Source organism: Roseiarcus sp. (assembly GCF_049514155.1).
Lineage (GTDB): Bacteria > Pseudomonadota > Alphaproteobacteria > Rhizobiales > Beijerinckiaceae > Roseiarcus.
In genome coordinates this window covers 38,831-59,458 of record NZ_JBEKVH010000003.1, presented here as the reverse complement: position 1 = coordinate 59,458, position 20,628 = coordinate 38,831, and the positions used below count along the sequence as shown (strand labels likewise).

At 68.1% G+C, this 20,628-nt stretch carries 20 protein-coding genes; 12 read left to right on the top strand and 8 right to left on the bottom strand.

Features of this window, described 5'->3' with window-relative positions; translation table 11 throughout:
* Positions 1 to 711: DNA polymerase (locus ABSF49_RS00875; protein WP_424110739.1), on the top strand; the 711-nt coding region annotated here is incomplete at its 5' end.
* Positions 712 to 944: 233 nt separating this feature from the next.
* Here the strand turns inward: ABSF49_RS00875 and ABSF49_RS00870 are convergent.
* Both ABSF49_RS00870 and ABSF49_RS00865 read right to left on the bottom strand, forming a co-directional pair.
* On the bottom strand, positions 945 to 1,508 hold the full coding sequence (locus ABSF49_RS00870; protein ID WP_424110738.1) for a phosphoheptose isomerase family protein: 564 nt from the start codon (positions 1,506 to 1,508) through the stop codon (positions 945 to 947).
* Between the two features lie 30 nt (positions 1,509 to 1,538).
* Entirely contained in the window at positions 1,539 to 2,522 is a 984-nt protein-coding gene (locus ABSF49_RS00865; RefSeq protein WP_424110737.1) for a LacI family DNA-binding transcriptional regulator, read from the bottom strand.
* 335 nt (positions 2,523 to 2,857) lie between these two features.
* Between ABSF49_RS00865 and ABSF49_RS00860 the strand changes: the two genes are divergently transcribed.
* The 5 genes from ABSF49_RS00860 to ABSF49_RS00840 all read left to right on the top strand — a co-directional run bounded on the left by ABSF49_RS00860 (position 2,858) and on the right by ABSF49_RS00840 (position 8,993).
* Entirely contained in the window at positions 2,858 to 3,838 is a 981-nt protein-coding gene (locus ABSF49_RS00860) for an ABC transporter substrate-binding protein (RefSeq protein ID WP_424110736.1), read from the top strand.
* 105 nt (positions 3,839 to 3,943) lie between these two features.
* Positions 3,944 to 5,488 (top strand): sugar ABC transporter ATP-binding protein, encoded by a 1,545-nt coding sequence (locus ABSF49_RS00855; RefSeq protein ID WP_424110735.1) that lies wholly within the window; start codon positions 3,944 to 3,946, stop codon positions 5,486 to 5,488.
* Positions 5,481 to 6,473, top strand: a complete 993-nt coding sequence (locus tag ABSF49_RS00850; RefSeq protein ID WP_424110734.1) for an ABC transporter permease — start codon at positions 5,481 to 5,483, stop codon at positions 6,471 to 6,473. Before ABSF49_RS00855 ends, ABSF49_RS00850 begins: the two co-directional genes overlap by 8 nt.
* 29 nt (positions 6,474 to 6,502) lie before the next feature.
* Positions 6,503 to 7,483, top strand: a complete 981-nt coding sequence (locus ABSF49_RS00845; protein WP_424110740.1) for an ABC transporter permease — start codon at positions 6,503 to 6,505, stop codon at positions 7,481 to 7,483.
* A gap of 166 nt (positions 7,484 to 7,649) precedes the next feature.
* Positions 7,650 to 8,993, top strand: a complete 1,344-nt coding sequence (locus ABSF49_RS00840) for a PQQ-dependent sugar dehydrogenase (RefSeq protein ID WP_424110733.1) — start codon at positions 7,650 to 7,652, stop codon at positions 8,991 to 8,993.
* 18 nt (positions 8,994 to 9,011) lie between these two features.
* Here ABSF49_RS00840 and ABSF49_RS00835 read toward each other — a convergent pair whose 3' ends face one another.
* The 4 genes from ABSF49_RS00835 to ABSF49_RS00820 form a co-directional block, all read right to left on the bottom strand.
* Positions 9,012 to 9,350 carry a hypothetical protein gene (locus ABSF49_RS00835; RefSeq protein ID WP_424110732.1) on the bottom strand — a complete coding sequence of 113 codons (339 nt, stop codon included), beginning with the start codon at positions 9,348 to 9,350 and terminating at the stop codon, positions 9,012 to 9,014.
* Entirely contained in the window at positions 9,350 to 9,823 is a 474-nt protein-coding gene (locus ABSF49_RS00830) for a hypothetical protein (protein ID WP_424110731.1), read from the bottom strand. The genes ABSF49_RS00835 and ABSF49_RS00830 overlap by 1 nt, the downstream gene beginning before the upstream one ends.
* Before the next feature lie 157 nt (positions 9,824 to 9,980).
* Complete coding sequence (locus ABSF49_RS00825) at positions 9,981 to 10,127, bottom strand: hypothetical protein (RefSeq protein WP_424110730.1); 147 nt, start codon at positions 10,125 to 10,127, stop codon at positions 9,981 to 9,983.
* Between the two features lie 148 nt (positions 10,128 to 10,275).
* Positions 10,276 to 11,076 carry a DUF4412 domain-containing protein gene (locus ABSF49_RS00820; protein WP_424110729.1) on the bottom strand — a complete coding sequence of 267 codons (801 nt, stop codon included), beginning with the start codon at positions 11,074 to 11,076 and terminating at the stop codon, positions 10,276 to 10,278.
* 274 nt (positions 11,077 to 11,350) lie between these two features.
* On the opposite strand from ABSF49_RS00820, the gene ABSF49_RS00815 reads away from it, so the two are divergent.
* The 3 genes from ABSF49_RS00815 to ABSF49_RS00805 all read left to right on the top strand — a co-directional run bounded on the left by ABSF49_RS00815 (position 11,351) and on the right by ABSF49_RS00805 (position 13,738).
* Positions 11,351 to 12,655 carry a YncE family protein gene (locus ABSF49_RS00815; protein WP_424110728.1) on the top strand — a complete coding sequence of 435 codons (1,305 nt, stop codon included), beginning with the start codon at positions 11,351 to 11,353 and terminating at the stop codon, positions 12,653 to 12,655.
* 239 nt (positions 12,656 to 12,894) lie between these two features.
* Positions 12,895 to 13,521 (top strand): DUF6338 family protein, encoded by a 627-nt coding sequence (locus ABSF49_RS00810; protein WP_424110727.1) that lies wholly within the window; start codon positions 12,895 to 12,897, stop codon positions 13,519 to 13,521.
* A 13-nt stretch (positions 13,522 to 13,534) separates the two neighbouring features.
* Complete coding sequence (locus ABSF49_RS00805; RefSeq protein ID WP_424110726.1) at positions 13,535 to 13,738, top strand: hypothetical protein; 204 nt, start codon at positions 13,535 to 13,537, stop codon at positions 13,736 to 13,738.
* A gap of 28 nt (positions 13,739 to 13,766) precedes the next feature.
* On the opposite strand, the gene ABSF49_RS00800 is transcribed toward ABSF49_RS00805, so the two are convergent.
* Both ABSF49_RS00800 and ABSF49_RS00795 read right to left on the bottom strand, forming a co-directional pair.
* The gene (locus ABSF49_RS00800) at positions 13,767 to 15,011 is read right to left on the bottom strand and encodes an MFS transporter (RefSeq protein ID WP_424110725.1); all 1,245 of its coding nucleotides are present in this window, start codon (positions 15,009 to 15,011) and stop codon (positions 13,767 to 13,769) included.
* Between the two features lie 144 nt (positions 15,012 to 15,155).
* Positions 15,156 to 17,066, bottom strand: coding sequence for a serine hydrolase domain-containing protein (locus ABSF49_RS00795; protein WP_424110724.1), 1,911 nt, complete (start codon positions 17,064 to 17,066; stop codon positions 15,156 to 15,158).
* Positions 17,067 to 17,407: 341 nt separating this feature from the next.
* On the opposite strand from ABSF49_RS00795, the gene ABSF49_RS00790 reads away from it, so the two are divergent.
* From ABSF49_RS00790 to ABSF49_RS00780, 3 genes are all read left to right on the top strand, one after another.
* The gene (locus tag ABSF49_RS00790) at positions 17,408 to 17,632 is read left to right on the top strand and encodes a DUF1902 domain-containing protein (RefSeq protein ID WP_424110723.1); all 225 of its coding nucleotides are present in this window, start codon (positions 17,408 to 17,410) and stop codon (positions 17,630 to 17,632) included.
* 14 nt (positions 17,633 to 17,646) lie between these two features.
* The gene (locus ABSF49_RS00785) at positions 17,647 to 17,820 is read left to right on the top strand and encodes a type II toxin-antitoxin system HicA family toxin (protein ID WP_424110722.1); all 174 of its coding nucleotides are present in this window, start codon (positions 17,647 to 17,649) and stop codon (positions 17,818 to 17,820) included.
* A 626-nt stretch (positions 17,821 to 18,446) separates the two neighbouring features.
* The gene (locus ABSF49_RS00780) at positions 18,447 to 20,495 is read left to right on the top strand and encodes an ATP-dependent helicase (RefSeq protein WP_424110721.1); all 2,049 of its coding nucleotides are present in this window, start codon (positions 18,447 to 18,449) and stop codon (positions 20,493 to 20,495) included.
* Positions 20,496 to 20,628 lie beyond the last annotated feature (133 nt).

The window sequence follows — 20,628 nt, the reverse complement described above, 5'->3', positions numbered from 1 at the left end:
AAAGACGCTGACCTCCGACATGGCATAAGATGCGTCTGCGCACGGGGCGACCGAGCGCGTCCCGCCGACATCGGCGCGCTGAAGGAGGCTTTCGCCGACGGGCTCGACATCCACGCGATGACCGCCTCCGAAATGTTCGGCGTGCCGGTGAAAGACATGCCGAGCGAGGTGCGCCGCCGCGCCAAGGCGATCAACTTCGGCATCATCTACGGCATTTCGGCTTTCGGCCTCGCCAACCAGCTCGGCGTCCCGCGCAAGGAGGCCGGCGCCTACATCAAGAAGTATTTCGAGCGCTTCCCCGGCATCCGCGACTACATGGACGCGACCAAGAAACAGGCGCGCGCCGACGGCTTTGTGCGCACGATCTTCGGCCGCAAGTGTCATTTCCCGCGCATCAACGCCGCCAACCCGTCCGAGCGCGCGTTCAACGAGCGCGCGGCGATCAACGCGCCGCTGCAAGGCGCCGCCGCCGACATCATCCGCCGCGCGATGGTGCGCATGGACAGCGCGCTCGCGCGTGCGAAGCTCGACGCCAAGATGCTGATGCAGGTGCACGACGAACTTGTGTTCGAGGCGCCCGACGATCAGGTCGAAGCGACGATCGCGCTGGCGAAGACGATCATAATCGAAGCGCCCGAGCCCGCGGTGAAGCTCGGCGTCCCGCTCGCCGTCGAAGCGCGCGCGGCGGAGAACTGGGACGAGGCGCACTAGCGAGCGACCGTCATTGCGAGCGATAGGTGGTCGGACAAACGCTGGCCGAGCATCGGCGAAAACCGATCAGACTCTTGGTAGGTAGCCCTCTCGGCGTCATGGCCGGGCTTGACCCGGCCATCCAAGCCGTACCGCGGGCCGCGCGTCGAAAGTTACGACGTGCCTGCGCCGCTTGGATGGCCGGGTCAAGCCCGGCCATGACGCGTGATCGAACTCCAGTGTTCGAACTACTCTCACTCGAGATTGGTGTGCCGCGCGCGCATGGTCTCGGACGTCTCGCGGAACCGCGGCCGCAGCTTGAGGATCACGAGCTCGAAAAAGATCATCTGCGCGGTCTCGAACAGCGATCCCATCGGCAGGACCGACAAGTTCGCGCCCTGGTCGTTCGCCATCGTTTGCGCCGGCACCACGGTGACGACGTCGACGCGCTTGGCCAGTTCGCCGCCGGGTTGCGCGGTGACCAGCGCCGTCCGCGCGCCCGCCTTGTGGGCGATGTCGACCAGAACCGCGGCGCTCGCGAGATAGCCGGGTCCGGCCGAGACGAGCAGCAGATCGCCCAGCCCGACCGGCGGCGTCGTCATGTCGCCCCAGACCGAAACGTCGCGTCCCATGTGGAACAGGCGCATCGCGAAGCCGCGCATCTGCAGGCCCTCGCGCCCGCAGCCGAACACCACGATCCGCTTGGCGGCGACGATCGCTTCGACCAGCGCGTCGGCGGCGTCGTCCGGCAAGGCGGCGAAGACCCGGCCGAGATCGTTCAACGCGCCTTTCGCCAATGCGCTCAGCGTTTCCGTCATCGCCTTTCCTCCCTTTTTCACTCGGCGCAGTTAGACCGACTTGCGCTCGACTATAGGGCATTCGACCTTGATTTGATCGGGGCGCGCGGCGAGCCGCGCCGCCATGTCGAACAGCAGCTCGGCCGCGATCGTCCCCATCTCGAAATGGGGAAGAAGAACGGTCGTCAGCGGCGGGTGAAGATGGCGAGCGATCTCGCGATCGTCGTAGCCCATCACCGCGACGTCGTCGGGGATTCTCAGGCCCAGTTCGCGCAGCGCTTCGTAGCAGCCGACCGCCATCAAATCGTTGGCGCAGAAGATCGCGCTCGGTCGCTTGGGCAGGCGCATCAGCGCCTGGGCGCCTTCGTAGCCGGATATCGGCTGCCAATTGCCGTCGCGCACCAGCTCCGGATCGAACGGCAGGTCGGCGGTGGCGAGCGCCCGGCGATAACCCTTCAGGCGCTGGCGCGAGGCTTCCATGCTCGGCTCGCCGTTGATGTAGCCGATGCGCCGGTGGCCGGCGCGGAGCAGGAAATTGGTGGCGACGTGTCCGCCGGCGAGTTCGCCAGGCACGACCGACGGCAGCGCTGCGTTGGCGACGTGGCAATTCAGCAGGACGGTCGGCGTTCGCGGAAGCGTCGCCGGCGGATGGACGAGGCGGGTGTTGATGGTGGCGTAGATCAGGCCAAGCAGCGGCTGAGACGCGAGTTGCTCGAGCGCCGCCGCCTCCATGTCGACGTCGCCGCGCGTCACCGCGACCGTGACGGTGAGCCCGCGCTCCCACGCCTTTTCGCGCACGCCGTCGAAACCGATCGAGGTCCAGGGGTCTGTCGAAATTTCGTCGCAGATGAAGCCGATGGTCGCGGCGCGTGACGGCGGCGCGCCGCCGCGACGTCCGGGCTGGTAGCCGAGCTTGGCCGCCGCCTTGATGACGCGCTCGCGCGTCAGCGACGAAAGGCGCGCGCCGTCGGCGTGGTTGAGGACCAAGGAAACGGTTGTCTGGGACACGTCCGCCTCGTTGGCGACGTCGTCCATCGTCGGGCGGCGCCCGCGACCGCCCCGCTCGGATCGCGCTCTGCTTTCGCCGAGCTTGTCGCTTCGCCGCGCGCGCATCCGCCGCCTCATCCTCCCATGTCGGTTGCGCATATTATTAGCAACGCAAACCTTTGACAACCAATTATAATGCGAACACGTCGCACCTCCGAGAGGGCGTCGCCCATTGACATTGATTATCTTCGGTGGGAACCTTCGCCGCAACCTCGGGCCGCAATGGGGACGCCTCGAGAAAAGAACAATGTCGCCCCACTCGAAACGGTCGCAAACCGGTATTTGACGCCGATAAATTCGGCGTCGCGTCAGGAGGAAACACAATGATCATAGATCGCCGCACATTATTGGTCGGTACGGTCGGCAGCGCCGCGGCGTTGGCGATCTGGCCCGCTTTTGCGGCTGTGCCGCCGCTGAAGAAGAAGGACACTTACAAAGTCGGCTTCGCCCAGACGGAAAGCAACAATCCGTGGCGCCTGGCGCAGACCGCCAGCATGCAGGACGAAGCCAAGAAGCGCGGCTGCCAGTTGGTCTATACCGACGCCGCCAGCTCGGCCGCCAAGCAGGTCGCCGACGTCAACAGCATGATCGCCCAGGGCGTCGACTTCATCTTCCTCGCCCCGCGCGAAGAGAAGCCGCTCATCCCGGCCGTCATGGCCGCCAAGAAGGCGGGCATCCCGGTTCTCCTGATCGACCGCAGCGTCGACCCGTCGCTCGCCAAGGCGGGCGAGGACTATCTCGCGTTCGTCGGCTCGAACTTCATCCAGGAGGGCCAGCGCGTCGCCGAATGGTTGATCAAGACCACCGGCGGCAAGGGCAAGATCCTCGAGCTCGAGGGCACCATCGGCGCTTCGCCCGCCAATGACCGCAAGAAGGGCTTCGACGACGCGATCAAGGCCGGGGCGCCCGACATGGTCATTCTCGCCAGCCAGTCGGGGGATTTCGCTCGCGACAAGGGACGCCAGGTCGCCGAAACGCTCCTGCAGGCCCATTCGGACGCGACGATCATCTACGCGCACAACGACGAGATGGCGCTCGGCGCCATCGCGGCGGTCGAAGCGGCCGGCAAGGTTCCGGGCAAGGACATTCTCATCGTCTCGATCGACGGCGAGAAGGACGGCGTCCAGGCGATCGTCGACGGCAAGATCGGCGCGATCTGCGAATGCAGCCCGCACTTCGGGCCCAAGGCCTTCGAAATTATGTATAGCTATGCCGCGGGCGATAAGATCCCGCCGGTCATCATCAATCCGGATCGATTCTACGACGCGAGCAACGCCAAGGAAATGCTGGCGAGCGCGTTCTAACTGTGCCCAAATAGACCCCACCTCGCCAAAGCCCCTCCCACCCGCCGCGAAGCGAGCGGGAGGGGTCGCGGCGAGGCCGTGCGCCGCCGATCGGTGAAAGCCCTGATGCCGTCGTCCTCTCCCCTCCTCTCCATGCGCAATATCGACAAGCGGTTCATGGGCGCCCACGCGCTCGCCGCCGCGACGCTCGAGGTCGAGCCGGCCGAGGTGATGGGGCTGGTTGGCCAAAACGGCGCCGGCAAATCGACGCTGATCAAGGTGCTGACCGGCGCTCACGGAAAGGACGCCGGCGAAACCGTCTTCGGCGGCGAGACGGTCGAGTTCGCCTCGCCACTGGCGGCGCAGCACGGCGGCATCAGCACGATCTACCAAGAGATCAATCTCATCCCCTTCCGCTCGGTCGCCGAGAATATTTTCCTCGGCCGCGAATTTCGCCGCTACGGACTGCTCGATTGGCGGCGCATGAACCGCGACGCCGCGGATTTGTTGCGCCGCTTCGCCGTCGAGATCGACGTGCGCCGCCCGCTGATGGAATTCAGCACCGCGATCCAGCAGATGGTCGCCATCGCGCGCGCGGTGTCGTTCAAGGCGCGCCTGGTGATCATGGACGAGCCGACATCGTCGCTCGACGAGCGCGAGGTCGCGGTTCTGTTCGACGTCATCCGGCAATTGCGCGCCGAGGGCGTCTCGGTGATCTTCATCACCCATCGACTGGACGAGCTCTATCAGATCTGCGACCGGGTGACGGTGATGCGCGACGGCCGCACCGTGATGACCAGCCGGATGGCCGACGTCGACAAGTTGCATCTCATCGCGGCGATGCTCGGGCGCGATCTCGAAGCGGTGCGCGAGCGCGCCACCGGTTTCCAGGGCGCCTCGGCGGCGGCGGGCGCAGAAGTGCTCGCCGCGGAAGGGCTCGTCGTCGGCAGAAAAGTCAGCGACGCGCGCCTCGAGGTGCGCGCCGGACAGATCGTCGGGCTCGCGGGCCTGCTGGGATCAGGGCGGACCGAAGTGGCGCGCGCGATTTTCGGCGCCGATCCGCCCGACGCCGGCGCGATTCGACTGATGGGCAAGGTCGCTTCGCCAAGGGAACCCATCGAGGCGATCACGCTCGGCGTCGGCTTCTGCTCCGAGGATCGCAAGGTCGAGGGCATCGTTCCCGACATGTCGGTGCGCGAGAACATCACGCTCGCGCTGTTGCCGCGGCTCACCCGCTTCGGCGTCGTCGACGAGGCGCGCCAGCGGGCGATCGTCGACCGGTTCATCGCCCGCCTGGCGATCAAGACTGCCGACATCGAGCAGAAAGTGCGCGAGCTGTCGGGCGGCAACCAGCAGAAGGTCCTGCTGGCGCGCTGGCTTTGCACCGACCCCAAGCTGCTGATCCTCGACGAGCCCACCCGCGGCATCGACGTCGGCGCCAAGGTCGAAATTCAATCGCTGATCAAGGAACTCGCCGACCAGGGTCTCGGGGTGCTGATGATTTCATCGGAGCTCGAAGAGATCGTCGAAGGCGCCGACCGGGTCTTCGTCCTGAGCGACGGCCGCACCGTCGCCGATCTGCCACACGCCAAATCGAGCGCGTCGGCGATCATGGCGGCGATGGCGCACGACGCCAGTGCGCTTTCCGCTGATGGAATGGAACATGGCTGACGCGCAAGCTATCGGGCGGCCGAGGACGTCGCTGAACGTCGGGAACTTTCTGCGACGCTACGCGGCGCTTTCGGCCATCGTCGTGCTGCTGGCGTTCAATTTCGCCGTGACGCCCAACTTCGCCACCTGGCAGACGTTGAACGTCAACCTGACCCAGGTGGCGACGATCGTCATCGTCTCGGTCGGCATGACGCTGGTCATCGCCACCGGCGGCATCGACCTCTCGGTCGGTTCGCTGATGGCGATCTCGGGCGCGCTCGCCCCGCTGATCTTTCTCAGCCCGTTCGGGCGCGACCATCTCGCCATCGGCAACATTCTCGCTTTCGTCGTTCCGATCGGCGTCGCGGGATTGCTCGGGCTGTTCAACGGCTGGTTCATCACCCGCTTTCGGGTTCAACCGATCGTCGCGACCTTGGTGCTGTTCATCGCCGGACGCGGCATCGGACAAGTGATCACCAACGGCAATTTGCAGACGTTCAAGAACCCGTCGTTTCAGTTCATCGGCCTCGGCCGCGTCTTCGGCCTGCCGTGCCAAGTCCTGGTCATGCTGGCGATGGTCGCCGCCGCCGCGTGGATGTTGCGCCGAACGCTATTCGGCCGACAGATCCTCGCCGTCGGCGGCAACGAGAAGGCGGCGCGGCTGGCCGGCGTTCCGGTCGCGCCGGTCAAACGTTGGGTCTATGCGATCAGCGGTCTGTGCGCCGGCGTCGCCGGGCTGGTGGTGGTGTCGATCAATTCGTCGAGCGACGCCAATCTGGTCGGCCTCGGGATGGAGCTCGACGCCATCGCCGCGGTCGCGGTCGGCGGAACGCCCTTCACCGGCGGCCGGGCGACGGTGGTCGGGTCGCTGCTCGGCGCGCTGCTGATCCAGCTTCTGCGCTACACCCTGCTCGCCAACGGCGTGCCCGACGCGGCCGCGCTGGTGGTGAAGGGCGCGATCATCGCCGGCGCGGTGTGGTCCCAGCAAAGGAGTATGCCGTCGTGAGCGCGCTTCCGGCGAACGCGGCCCCGACGATTCGTTCGGGCCTTTCGGCGTGGGCGGGCCAACAGCGCGTGCTGATTGCGCTGTTCCTTCTCATTCTGTTCGGCGCGCTGCGCTACGATCACTTCCTCGGCGCGTTCAACGTGCTGAGCGTCCTGCGCTACAATTCGATGTTCGCGCTGACCGGCCTCGGCATGTGCTTCGTCATCATGACCGCGGGCATCGACCTTTCGGTCGGAACGACGGCGGCCTTGGCGAGCGTGGTCTCGGCGATGCTGTCGCCGCTGGGCGTTCTGCCGGGACTGCTCGGCGGCCTCGCCGCCGGCGTCGCAGTCGGCATGATCAACGGCTTCATGGTGACGCGGATGCGGATCCTGCCGTTCATCGCCACGCTGTCGGGCGAGCTCGCGGCGAGCGGAACCGCGCTGCTGCTCGCGCACAACCAGTCGGTTTCGGTCTCCTACGACACTGATTTCACCTGGCTCGGGCAAGGCGATTTCCTCGGCTTTCCCGTCCCCGCCTGGATCGCCCTCCTCGCCTATGTCTACGGCTCGATCGTCCTCAACTACACCAGCTTCGGCCGCAACATCCTGGCGGTCGGCGGCAACGAGGAAGCGGCGCGCCTGATGGGCCTGCCCGTCGATCGGGTCATTTTCCTCACCTACGTGCAGTCGAGCGTCTTCGCCAGTCTTGCCGGCGTCATCCTCGCCGCCCAGTTCGGCGCCGGCCAGCCGGCCGAGGGCGTCGGTTGGGAATTGTTCTCGATCGCCGCCGTCGTCGTCGGCGGAACCTTGTTGACCGGCGGCGTCGGCTCGGTGGCGACGACTTTGGCCGGCGTGCTCTTGCTCGGCTTGATCTTCAACGTGCTCAATTTCGAGAACGGCATGGGCTGGATCAGCCTCAGCGCCTATTGGCAGTCGGTCGTGCGCGGCGTCTTCCTGATGGTGGTGGTGATGGCGGGCCCGGGGACGGCGAGGCGCGTGGTGCGACTGGGGCAGACCAAGACTGGCTGAACGCGCCGCCGGCGTCGAAGCGCGTCACCGTCACGACTTCGCGAGGGACGCCGCGGTCACATCCTCGCGATCCCCACGGATCTGTGGTTGAAGTGGCGGGCCGTCCGCGCGCATCCTCGGTTGCGTCGTGCGGGGCCTCGCGCCGCGCCGCCAGGGAGCCGTCGGCATGCGCCTTCCTCTCCTCCTCGCCAGCATTCTGATCGCCGGCTCGTCGCTGCTGGCGCTCGCCGACGACAGCGCGACGCGCATCGGCGCAGCCGCCTACGGGGATTGGCGCAGCGACGCGCCGGGCGTGCGCCGCAAGCTGACGGCGGCCGACCTGCCGGCGCCGGGGGCGTCGCGCTCGGTCGCCAATCCGTCGCGGGTCGTCGCGCGTCCCGAGAGCGCGCTGCCGAAAGCGCCCGAAGGCTTCGTCGTCAGCCTATTCGCCTCCGGCCTCAATCAGCCGCGCGTCGTCCGCGTCGCGCCGAACGGCGACGTCTTCGTCGCCGAGAGCGCCGCCGGCCGCGTCGCGGCGCTCAGCGCCGCCGACGGCGCGGCGAAAGCGGCGAGCGCCGCGACCTTCGCCGCCGGGCTCCATCGCCCGTTCGGAATCGCCTTCTACCCGCCCGGTCCCGACCCGCGCTACGTCTATGTCGCCGAGACCGACCGGGTCGTGCGCTTCCCCTACCGCAACGGCGATACCCAGGCGGCGGGGCCAGCCGAGGTCGTCGTCCCATCGCTGCCGGCGGGGCGCGGCCACTGGACGCGCGACCTCGCCTTCTCGGCCGACGGCAAGACGATGTTCGTCTCGGTCGGCTCGGCCTCCAACATCGCCGAAGAAATGCCAGAGGCGCCGGCCGAAGGACTGGCCGCCTTCGTGGCGAAACACGCGCCCGGCGCGGCCTGGGGCGCGCAGGAGAACCGCGCCGACGTGCTCGCCTTCGACCCCGACGGCGGCGGCATGCGGGTGTTTGCGACCGGCTTGCGCAACTGCTCCGGCCTGACGGTGCAGCCGCAGTCGGGGGCGCTGTGGTGCGCGGTCAACGAGCGCGACGCGCTTGGCGACGACCTGCCGCCCGACTACGTGACCAGCGTCAAGCCGGGCGCCTTCTACGGTTGGCCATGGTTCTACATCGGCGACCACGAGGACCCGCGCTTGGCGGGACTCCGCGGCGACCTCGCCAAATCCGTGACCACGCCCGACGTGCTGATCCAGGCCCATTCCGCGCCGCTCGGAATCACGTTCTATGAAGGCGCGCAGTTCCCCGCCGCCTATCGCGGCGACGCCTTCGTCGCGCTGCACGGCTCGTGGAACCGCGCCAAGCGCACCGGCTACAAGGTCGTTCGGCTGCCGTTCGAGGACGGCGCGCCGACCGGCGAATACGAAGATTTCCTCGTCGGCTTCGTCGCCGACGACGCCAGCGTATGGGGGCGGCCGGTCGACGTCGCCGTCGCGCATGACGGCGCGTTGCTGGTCACCGACGACGCCGGCGGCGCAATCTGGCGCGTCGCCTATCAGGGGCGGTGAACGCCGGCCGTCCCACGGTCAGATCAGCACGAGCCACAGCGCGAGGCCGCCGCCGGCGACGATCGAAGCCGCCACCAGCAGAGCCGCAAGGCGCGAGCCGTCGATGCGGAATCCGCGCGAGGTGAAGAAATAGCCGAGGACGATAAAAACGGCGACGGCGGCGAACCCGTGCGTGCGCCAGGGATCGCCGGAAAGCGACGCCATATAGGCGTTCAGCGGCTCGTCGACGTTCTCCGCCCAGGCGAGCGCGGTGTTGAACAGGATCGCGATCACGGCGGCGAGGCCGAAACCGGCGGGGGGGCCTTTGAGGGCGTCGTTCGTCTCGGCGCCGGCGTCGACAGGGGGAACGGCGCTCATCATTGGGCTCCTGTGATCCCGTTGTGGACGAATCCGGCGCTGACCGCATAATCGACGACCGCGCCTGCGCCTTCGATCGCCAGGCCGTTGAGGACGATGAGGGCGGCCGCCGCCATCACCACGATCCGCGCGCCGCGGCTGCGGGCGATATTGGCTGTGGCGGCGATCGGCAGATAGAGGGCGAGAATCAGCGGGATAAAGAACAGCCGCGCCTTCGTCTCCATGACGAAGTTGTGCGCCCAGGGCCACGGCCCGGCGAGAATGATCGCCTTCTCCGGCGCGTAGAGGACGGTGTAGCCGTAACCGCCCAGCGCCCAGGCGATCAGCATGCAGGCCGTAACGACGAAGGCGGCGACCCGCACGCGCGACCGATTCGCTTCAGACGCGTTCAACGCTTCGACGAACACCCATACCGAAGCCAGAATGCCCAACACCCCGAACGTCGGATGGGCATGCAGGATGACGTCGTTCATCGCGCCTTGCCCCCCGGTCAGAGCGGTCTGATGCGTCACCCTATCGTATTTCGCCGACCGCCGTCCCGCGTTCCTCGTTTCGCTTGTGCGCGACTCAATCGCCGGGCGGCCAAAGAGCGGGCTTGCGGAGCGCCACGGCGGCGGCGACGCGGCCGGGTCAGCGCCAATGCGGGCGGCGAGCCGGAACCCGCACGCGGGCCGGATTCGTTTTCGCAGCGTTCCGCGCCTGGACGAACAGGCGCAGTGTAGCGAGGGCGCCGAGCGCCGCGACCGCCGGAGTGACGAAAAGGATGATGCCGTTCATCGCGCCTTCCTCTGTCAAAGAACCTTCCCGATTGTCATTATCGGCCGCTTCCGATGGCCGGCCTTGAGCCGTCGCAAACTGCACGTGCGCAAACTTGCGGCGCCCGGGGGCGGCGGCGGGATTTCACCGCGCGCGAGACGGATCAGGGTCACTCCGGCGCCAAGAGCCGTCCCATGCTGGCGAAATCGATCTTCGTATAGCCAGCGGGAATGTCGAAAGCATCCGCAGGCGCGTCTTGACGCTGGATCGACTTGAGGGTGACGACGATCTGGCGGCCGCCGTCGCCAAGCTTGGCCGTCGTCTGCACCGGAAATCCGTCGAAGCCGATCGCCTTCGTCATCGAGTCGTAGTCGATCGACGACATCGGCGAACGCAAGACGCCCATTGCCGCGGTCATCTTCGCCATGAAGGCGCCGAAGCTGGCGAAAACGGTCAGATCGTCGCGACTCAAGCCCAAGTCCGACAATTTGGCGATGCAAACTTCCGACGAAGCCTTTCCGCCCACGACGACTTGATAGGGCGCGCAGCTCCAGTCTCCCACGGTGCGCGAATCGCCGGCTTTCTCGTAAGCGACTTGCGGCGGCGCCGTCGCCGCGCCCAGCCCCAGATGCGAGGCCATCATGGCCTCGACTTGCTTGCGCTGCGCCTCGGGCACAGCGGCCAACTTCTCCTTCATCTGCGCCATCGCCTGATCCATTCGGGCGCCCATCTGGCCAAGGCCCCCGGGCGTCAGTTCGAAGTAGGTGTGGTTTTTCGAGCGCAGCACCCACACCTTGTTCAGATCGCCACGAAAGACGAAGTCTATCGCCGCCGTGGACATTCGCAGCCGATTCGCGTCCAGAATCATCGTCCGGGGTTGCGCAGCGGCGCCGTTGGCCGCCTCGTCGAAGGCCATCACCGTCGCCGCCGTCGCGCCGCCGCCGGCGCCGAAGGCGAGAAGAGCGCCCACAAATCCGGCGCTCCAAGCAAGCTGACTGGGCACTGTGTTTCCTCCCCGCCGCGACCTGGACCAAAATCCAGGCGGGGCAGCTTGATCGACGCCGCCCGGCCCGTCCAGCGCGAATGTCGGGAGACGAGGCGCCGTCGGGCGTCGGCGCCGAGGCCGGCGAATTTGCCCGGGTTGGCGCCCGACCCGCCGTTCATCCCCGCTTCATTCGCCATGCGCCAGAATCGTCGTCGGCGCGGCTGCGGACCGCGGGCTCGAGGTGACCAGAGCGGGGACAATGAATTTGCGATTCCTGGCCGGCGTCGCTGCCGCGACCCTCGCCGTCTGCATCGGTTCGGACTCGCTGATCGACGGCGCGCAATCGCTGACCATCCCCAGCCTGTGCGTCGACGGCGAATTCTGCGCCGCTCTGTGCCGCGCCCATGTCGAGGACGGCCGAACGCCCGAGGACTTCATCCAGCGCGCCGCCTATGAGCTCGGGCCGGCGGCGGCGACGTTCAAGCTGCCGCCCGCCAACATGAACATGCCGCCGCTCGTCGACCCGAAGAACGTCTACGCCTCGATCGCGACGAGCGACATCAGCCCGGCGACCGCCGGCGCGCTGAACCGCGTCTACGCGCCCAACCTCATCACCGGCAAGGTCGACGTCATCGATCCCGAGACCTTCCAGGTGGTCGACAGCTATTTCGCCATCCCCAGCCCCCAGCACATCGTGCCGTCGTGGGACCTGCAGACGCTGTGGGTGTCGGGCGACATCAGCTATCGCGGCGGCCACGCCTCGGTGGCGGCGATCGACCCCAAGACCGGCAAGGTCACCCGGACGATCGACCTGCCCGACGCCTACAACATGTATTTCACTCCCGACGGGCGTTCGGCGATCGTCGTCGCCGAGGCCAAGCGGCGGCTCGAGTTCCGCGACCCGCACACGATGGCGCTGCAAGGCTACATCGCCGCGCCGCGCTGCGCCGGAATCAACCACGCCGACTTCTCGCTCGACGGCGCCTACGCGATCTTCACCTGCGAATACGACGACACGCTGGCCAAGATCGACCTCGTCCACCACACCCTCGCCGGCATGCTGCAGCTCTCGCCCGGTCACATCCCGCAGGACATCCGCATCGCGCCCGACGGCTCGGCGTTCTTCGTCGCCGACATGCTCAAGGACGGGCTGATCGTCATCGACGGCGACGCCTTCAAGGAGACCGGCTTCATCCCGACCGGCGTCGGCGCGCACGGGCTCTATCCCAGCCGTGACGGCAAGCGGCTGTTCATCTCCAACCGCGGCACCCACAATCTCGGCGGCGAGCGCCACGCCGACGGCAGCGTCTCGGTGATGGATTTCGCCACGCGCAAGATCGTCGCCAACTGGACGATCCCCGGCGGCGGCAGCCCCGACATGGGCAACGTCTCGGCCGACGGCAAATATCTGTGGCTGTCGGGCCGCTACGACGGCGTCGTCTACGCCTTCAACACCGACGACGGCTCGGTGAAGACGATCCCGGTCGGCGGCATGCCGCACGGCCTCACCGTCTGGCCGCAACCGGGGCGCTACTCGCTCGGGCACACCGGCAACATGCGATGAGCTGCGCCCACTTTCCCTAAGGGCAAGAAGAGGGGGACTTTGCCGGCGGCTCGCTCCGATTGTGCGCCGTCTGGAATTCGCGTAGCGTTTGTGGTTCTGGACAGGCTCACAAGCGAAAGCGCTCCGGTCGACGAAGCGACCGGGCCCGGCGACGCCAAAGACGCCGGCCATCTTCCGTTCGTTCACGGAACTTTTCGGCGCCGTCGGCGCGCGGCGGCCGCTCCGCGCAAGAGGGTGAGATGGAAGACCTGTTCAAGAGTTTCGACGCGATCGCCATCCTCGATTGGGTCGTGCCCGGCGCGTTCTTCATTCTGTTCCGCTCGTTCGCGCTCAAAGGCGCTTTCCCTTCGCTGGGCAAGGACGACGTCGTCGCGTTCATCATCGTTTCGGTTCTCTATTGGTATTTGGCGATCTGGGCGTCGGCGACCTTCCTCGGCGCGCCCGAGGCCTTTCGCCAGCCCATCGCCGGCGCCGAATCGATCGTCGCTTTGGTGGCGATTCCCGCCGCCGCCGGTCTCGCCGCCGGCTTGTTCGAACGCCGGGACGTCGTCGGGAGATTGTTGCGGGCTTTCGGCGTCAAATTCCTGTCGCCTTACGCCACCGCATGGGAATCCGTCGTCGTCAACCTGCCGCCCGGGTCGGTGCTGATCGTTCACCTGAAGGATGCGCAGCCGATCGTCGGCCGCTGGACCAACGCGCAGATCGGCTCGGCGGCCTCGACCGACAAAGAGGTGCGCGACCTCTATCTCGACGAGATCGGCTCGGTCGTCGGCGCCAACTATCAGCCGTTTGCGCCGGTTCGCGGCGCTTATATCGCCGCCGAGCAGATCCAGTTCATCGAAGTCATCACCGCCGCGGCGAATTGAGGGGGACGACGCGATGGCCAGAACGCCCAAGACCATCCTCGACGGCCTGACGAAGGCCATGCGCGACAACGTCGCCTTGCGCGCGGCGCATCCGATCGGCGGAAAGCCGAAGCCGGGTCCGATCAACATCGGCGGCGGGCCGAAGATCGCGCCCAAAGCCGACAAGCCGAAGGAAGGGCCGTCGCCTGCCGCGGGCGGCGGAACGCCGGCGAAATAGACGCGCCTACGCTCTCTCGGCGCCGCCCCTACTTCCGTCCCGCCCCGCTCGGCGGCGCGCGCAGGATGGGCGCGACACGCGCGGCGAGCGACAGCGCGACGAGCGCCAATGCGCAGACCAGCGCGCCGGCGAGGAAGGTCGCGGCGGGCCCGAGCGCATCCCACAACGCGCCGGCGGCGAGGCTGGCGACAAGCGCGGCCACGCCGCTGACGAAGTTGAAGACGCCGAAGGCCGCGCCGCGCTGATCGGCGGGCGCGGAATCGGCGACCAGCGCGGCGAGCACGCCCTGGGTCAGGCCGAGGTGCAGGCCCCATAGCGCCACACCGAGCGCCGCGCCGGCGAGCCCGCCGGCGAAGGCGAGCACGAGATCGGCGGCGACCAGCAGATAGAAGCCGATCGCCGCGACCGTCAGCCGGTCGAGCCGGTCGGAGAGCGCGCCGGCCGGATAGGCGGCAAGCGCGTAGACGACGTTCATCGTCACCAGCGTCAGCGGCGCCAGCGCCAGCGGCAGGCCGAGGCCCTGGACCCTCAGCACCAGGAACGCCTCGGAGAAGCGCGCCAGCGCGAACATGGCCGCGACGGCGACGACCAGCCAATAGGCGCCGCCGAGCCTCCGGAGCGCGGCGCGGTCGAACGTCGGCCGCGCGTCGCCCGCCGCGCGTCGCGTCTCCGGCTCCTTGACGACCGTGACCAGCAACGCGACGGCGAGGAAGGCCGGAACGACCGCGACCCAGAACACGACGCGGAAGGCGCCGCCGGTCGCCGCCATCAGCGCGATGGCGATCAGCGGCCCGACGAAGGCGCCGACCGTGTCGAGCGTCTGGCGCAGGCCGAAGCTCGCGCCGCGCAACGCGGGCGGCGCGATGTCGGCGATCAGCGCGTCGCGCGGCGCGCCGCGGATTCCCTTGCCGACGCGGTCGAGGAAGCGCGCCGCCGCGACCCAGCCGAGCGAGCCGGCGAGCGGGAAGATCGGCTTGGTGAAGGCGGCGAGGCCGTAGCCGAGCCCGGTCAGCAGCTTGCGCCGGCCGAGACGGTCCGACAGCGCGCCGGAGAACACCTTGACGATCGACGCGGTCGCCTCGGCGACGCCTTCGATGATCCCGACCGCCTCCATCGACGCGCCCATGATCGTGACGAGGTAGATCGGCAGCAGCGCATGGATCATCTCGGATGAGACGTCCATCAGCAGCGACACCCCGCCGAGCGCCCACACGCCGATGGGGATCGCCGATCGGCGCGACAGGGCTTCGGCGAGTTTCTGGACAGCGCTCATCTTCGCTTGTGTCGCTTCGGCGCGGCGGCGCGCGGCGCGGCGACCCTATCCGGACGGCCGGTCATGCGAAAGCTCCTGCCGGCCGCCTTGGCGGTCTTGACGATCCTGGCGGCGGCGGCGACAGACGCCGACGGCGGGCGCGGCTCAGCTGGCGAAGCCGAGGAGCCGCCATTCGAACAGCGTGGCGATGAGCGCCGCATAAACGGCGAGCGTGGCGAGATTCCTGAACCACAGCCAGCGGCTCCACGCCGTCGGGCGCAGCCAGACGAAAGCGAGGCCCGCCGCGACCGGCGTCGCGACGGCGGCGACGAGCAGCGCCCAGCAAGCGATCGGGTAAAGGAAGCCGGGATAGTCGTAGAGGTAGGACGCGCCGACCTTCGCCCACGCATGGGCCCCCGCGAGAAAGGTCGCTCCGGCGGCGAGCCACAGCAGACTCAAGGCGTCGAGGACGATGATCGCGCGCCGTCCGCGCCGATCGCCGCGAAGGCGACGCTCCGCCGCCGCTGCGATCGCCCACAGGCCGAGCGCCGCCGCCAGGCCGGTGATCCAACGCAACCAGCGGCCGGTCTCGAAGAAGCCGATGCGGTCGGACGGAAAGACGCCGGACGAATCGAACAGCCGCATGCGGCCATCCTGTTCATGAAACGCGATGCGCCCACGATCGGCGATCGCGGCGAAGACGCCGCCGCCGAGCGGCTTGTAGCGCCGGTCGCCGCCGACCACGATGGCTCCGCTCGGCAGCGCCCGCACGGCGAACGAACTGAAATAGCGGATCGCCGCCGCCTCGCTGCGAAAGCTCGGAACCCGCAACGCGCGATAGACGCCGGCGACCTTCGCCCCTTCCGTCTTCGCGTCCTCGGCGGGCGGCGGCGGCGGATTCGTCTTCGGATAGAAGAGATCGAGCAGCAGGCCGGGGAGCTTGTCGAGCAGCGCCCCGCCGTTCGGCGTGTTGACGGAGATGAAGATCGCGACGCCTTCGTCGGGATAGATCTCCATCGTCGACTTCTGGAAGACCAGCGCGCCGCCATGGCCGAAACCGCGCCGACCGCGCGTGGCGCTGAGGTCGAAGAAGCCGTGCAGCCGGGCGCCGAGCTCGGGCGTATTAGCGAACAGCGGTTCGCGCAGGGCGAGCGCCGTCGCCGCCTTGAGCACGCCCGCCTTCGCCATTGTCTCGGGATCGAGCAGCGCCTGCATGTAGGCGGCCATGTCGTCGGCGCTCGCCGACATCGCCCCCGCCGGCGCGTCGTTCGACACATATTCGAAAGCCTGCGTGTGATAGGCGCCCGCCGACCACGAAAAGCCGTTGGTCGTCTTGCCCAGCGTCTCGGGCGACATCGGCGCGGGAAGACCGAGCGCCGTCGCGACCGTGTCAGGATAAGGCTCGCGATAGGTCGCCGTCGCCATGCCGAGCGGACGCAGGATGCGCCGTTCGGCATAGTCCTGCCACGCCTCTCCCGCGACATTGGCGACCAGCGCGCCGGCGAGCGCCGCGCCGTAATTGGAATAGACGGCGAGCGTCCCCGGCTCGCGCACCCGATGGACGCGATGGACGGCGAGGCTGCGGTCGAGCGGCAGCAGTTTCGTCGGGTCGTGGACGAACAGGCCTTCGATCGAGTCCTCGAACCCCGCCGCATGGGTCATCAGATCGCGAACGCGAATCGGCTTCTGGAAGCCTTCGTCGGGAATGCGCAACTCGGGCGGCAGATGATCGTTGATCGGATCGTCGAGACCGAGCTTGCCGCCCTCGACGAGCTGCATGATCGCGATCCAGACCGGCGTCTTCGAAATCGAGCCGACGCGAAACAGGGTGTCGGCGTCGACCTTGCGGTAGGGCTCGAATGCGGCGGCGCCGTAGCCGCGGGTCATGACGACGCCGGCGCGGTCGACGATCGCGACGCTGACGCCGGCGATCTTGTCGGCGCGCATCGCTTCGCGCACCGCGCCGTCGACGAAGGTCTCGATCTTCGCGTGATCGACGGGCGCGGGCGTTTGCGCGCGCGCCTCGGCTCCGGCGAGCGCCGCAACCATCGCGAGCGCCAGCGGCAAACGCAACATGGTGCCTCCGCGGCGCGGGGAGCGCCGCTTCCGCGCGACCCTCGCCGGAAGTGCGCCGAGCTTATCGTGAATGCCGCCGCTGTCACGCACCGGACGCCGTCGTTCCACCCGCCGCCGACACACACGTGCGTGATCGGGGAAGCGCGAGCCGCGAACCTGCGCCCGCCGGCCAGCGGCGGACCCTGCCCCCCTTCTCCCGCCTGCGGGGCCGGCTTTGCCCGCCGGATGAGGGCAAGTCGCGATCCCGGCCCCTGTCCCGCTAGCGAACGACGCCTGCCGGGCGTGTTTCTGAGGGACGGACCGGCGTGGTACAGTTGGCCGGTCCATGACAGGAGCCGGCCATGCGTGTTGCAGTCGTCAAAGCCGCCCACGATGACGAGGCGGGCGTGTGGTACGTCCAGTCTTCGGATGTCGAAGGTCTGCGCGTCGAAGGCGACACGTTCGAGGCGTTTTGCCGCAACGTCGCCGTCGCCGTCGCCGACCTGCTTGAGGGCGAAGAGGCGGCAGGCGAGATCCCGGTGGAGATCATCGCCCACGCTTCGCTGCGCGCGCGCATCGCCGCATGAAGGACTTCGGCAACGTGGTGCGAACCAGGCTGACCGAAGCGGGAAGCGCGTTCCTGCGCCACGGCAAGGGCGATCACGACGTCTGGACGACCGCCGCCGGAAAGCGGATCGTCGTGCCCGTTCAGATCAAGTCTCGCCATACCGCGATCGGCATCCTCAAGGACGCCGGCCTGCCGAAGGCGTTTTGAACGCCTTCGTCGCTCGCGGGCAAACGCCGAACTCGGCGCCCCTCGGACATGACTATCGCCGCATCCGGTTCTGCCAGAACCTCCCTGCACAAGCGAACGCGCAACTAGCGGCGCCCCACGCGCCAATGCGCGCAGCTTTGTTCATTGCTCGCTTGGCGGAGCGGAGGCGCGCGCCCCTTCTTCCGCCTGCGGGAGAAGGTGTCGGCCGAAGGCCGACGGATGAGGGCAAGTCCCGCCCGCCTCCCGCGCGAGCACTAACGCGAGCACTAACGGCTTTCTGAAAATCGGAAAATCGAATATAATGCTCAGGCGAGCATCTCCCCATCGCCCGCCGCGTCGCGCCTCACCCGCCCCGTTCGTCGCCCGCGAAACGAAACGCCCCCTAACCCATTGGAAAACTTTCATACCGTGCATTTCGCCGACTTCGCCACCCTTACAAATCAACGCCTTACGACTTCGCAGACGCAATCGCCGATTTCGTTTGCGTTTCGCTTCATTGCGTTTCGTTTCGCCTCGCTTCGCTGGCGCTTTGTCACCGGCCCTCGCTCGCCGCCCCTCGTCCTCGCCGCCCCTCCTGCGCGATGAAGCCGTTGCGAACAAACGCCGAACCGTGTTCCCCTGGCGCCATGGCGCTTTCCGCGATTCGTTCCGACCCCGCCGACGCGCTGAACGACGCGCAGCGGCTGGCGGTCGAGCATGGCGAGGAGCCGCTGCTGGTGATCGCCGGCGCCGGGGTCGGCAAGACGGCGACGCTCGCCCATCGCCTCGCCCATCTCGTGCTTGCCGGCGTCGACCCCAAGCGCATCATGCTGGCGACCTTCTCGCGCCGCGCCGCGGCCGAGCTCAACCGCCGCGTCCAGCGCATCCTCGCCCGCCGCCTCGCCCCCGAGGCTGCGGCGGCGGCGACGCCGAGCTACAGCGGCACCTTCCATTCGATCGGCGCGCGGCTGTTGCGCGAATACGCGCCGCGCATCGGCCTCGACCCGGCCTTCACCATCCACGACCGCGAGGATTCGGCCGACCTGATGGCGCTCTGCCGCCACGAGGCCGGCCTGTCGCAGAAGGAGGAGCGCTTCCCGACCAAGGCGACGTGTCTGGCGATCTATTCGCGCGTCGCCAACGCGCAAGTATCGCTCGAGGAGGCGCTCGGCCGCCACTTTCCCTGGGCGGCGGCGCACGAAGCGGCGTTGCGCGGCCTGTTCGCGTCCTACGTCGAGACCAAGCAGCGCCAGCGCGTGCTCGATTACGACGACCTGCTGCTCTATTTCGCCCAGATGCTCTCCGAGCCGATGCTCGCGGCCGAAGTCGCGGCGCGCTTCGACCATCTGCTGGTCGACGAATATCAGGACACCAACCGCCTGCAGGCGGAGATCGTGCTGAAGCTCAGGCCTGAGGGGCGCGGCCTCACCGTGGTTGGCGACGACGCGCAGTCGATCTATTCCTTCCGCGCCGCGACGGTGCGCAACATCCTCGAGTTTCCGCGCGCCTTCACGCCGCCGGCGCGCGTCGTCACGCTCGAGCGCAACTATCGCTCGACCCAGCCGATCCTCGCCGCCGCCAACGCCGTGATCGCGCTCGCGCCGGAGCGCTTCGCCAAGAACCTGTGGAGCGAGCGCGCCGGCGGCGCGCCGCCGGAGCTGGTCGCCGTCGGCGAAGAGGGCGATCAGGCGCGCTTCGTCGCGCTGCGGGTGCTGGAGAACCGCGAAGCGGGCGCGAGCCTGAAGTCGCAGGCGGTGCTGTTCCGCGCCTCGCATCATTCGGCGGCGCTGGAATTGGAGCTGACGCGGCGCAACATCCCGTTCGTCAAGTTCGGCGGGTTGAAGTTCCTCGATTCCGCGCATATCAAGGACGCGCTGGCGCTGCTGCGCTTCGCCTCCAACCCGCGCGACCGCGTCGCCGGCTTCCGCGTCGCGCAATTGCTGCCGGGGATCGGCCCGGCGAGCGCCGAGAAAATCGTCGCCGCCGCGGCGGCCGACGAGAGCTTCGCCAGCCTGGCTTCCTGGCCGGCGCCGGCGCGCGCGCGCGAAGCTTTCGCCGAATTCGCCGCGCTGATGGCGCGCCTCGCTGCGCCTGCGCCTTGGCCGAGCGACTTGAGCGAAGCGATCGCCTGGCGGCGCGACACGCTCGCCGAAACCTACGACGACGTCGCGCCGCGCGCCGCCGACCTCGACGCGCTCGAGCGCATCGCCGCGACCTTCGCTTCGCGCGAGCGCTTCCTCGCCGAGCTGACGCTCGACCCGCCCGATGCGTCGAGCGACGAAGCGGGGCCGCCGCTACGCGACGAAGACTATCTCATCCTCTCGACCATCCATTCGGCCAAGGGGCAGGAATGGAAGTCGGTGTTCGTGCTAAACTGCGTCGATGGCTGCATCCCGTCCGACCTCGCCGCCGGATCGTCGGAAGAGATCGAGGAAGAACGGCGGCTGCTCTATGTCGCGATGACGCGGGCGCGCGACGCGCTGACGCTGATCGTGCCGCAGCGCTTCTATGTCCACGGACAGGCGAAGAACGGCGACCGCTACGTTTCCGCCGCGCGCACCCGCTTCATTCCGAGCCCGCTGCTCAAGCACTTCGAGCGCGTCGCCTGGCCTCGCGCGGCCGCCGAAGCCGCGCCGCGATTCGCCGAAGGGCCGAAGGTCGACCTCGCCGCGCGCATGCGGGCGATGTGGAAGTGAGGGCGGCGCCGACGCATGATGCATTCAAGTCGAAACATCCGGGTCGTCATCGCGACCCCCGGATCAAGTCCGGGGGGATCCAGACTTCGAGATTGCGGCGGCCACTTAGTCTGGATTGCTTCGCCTTGCTCGC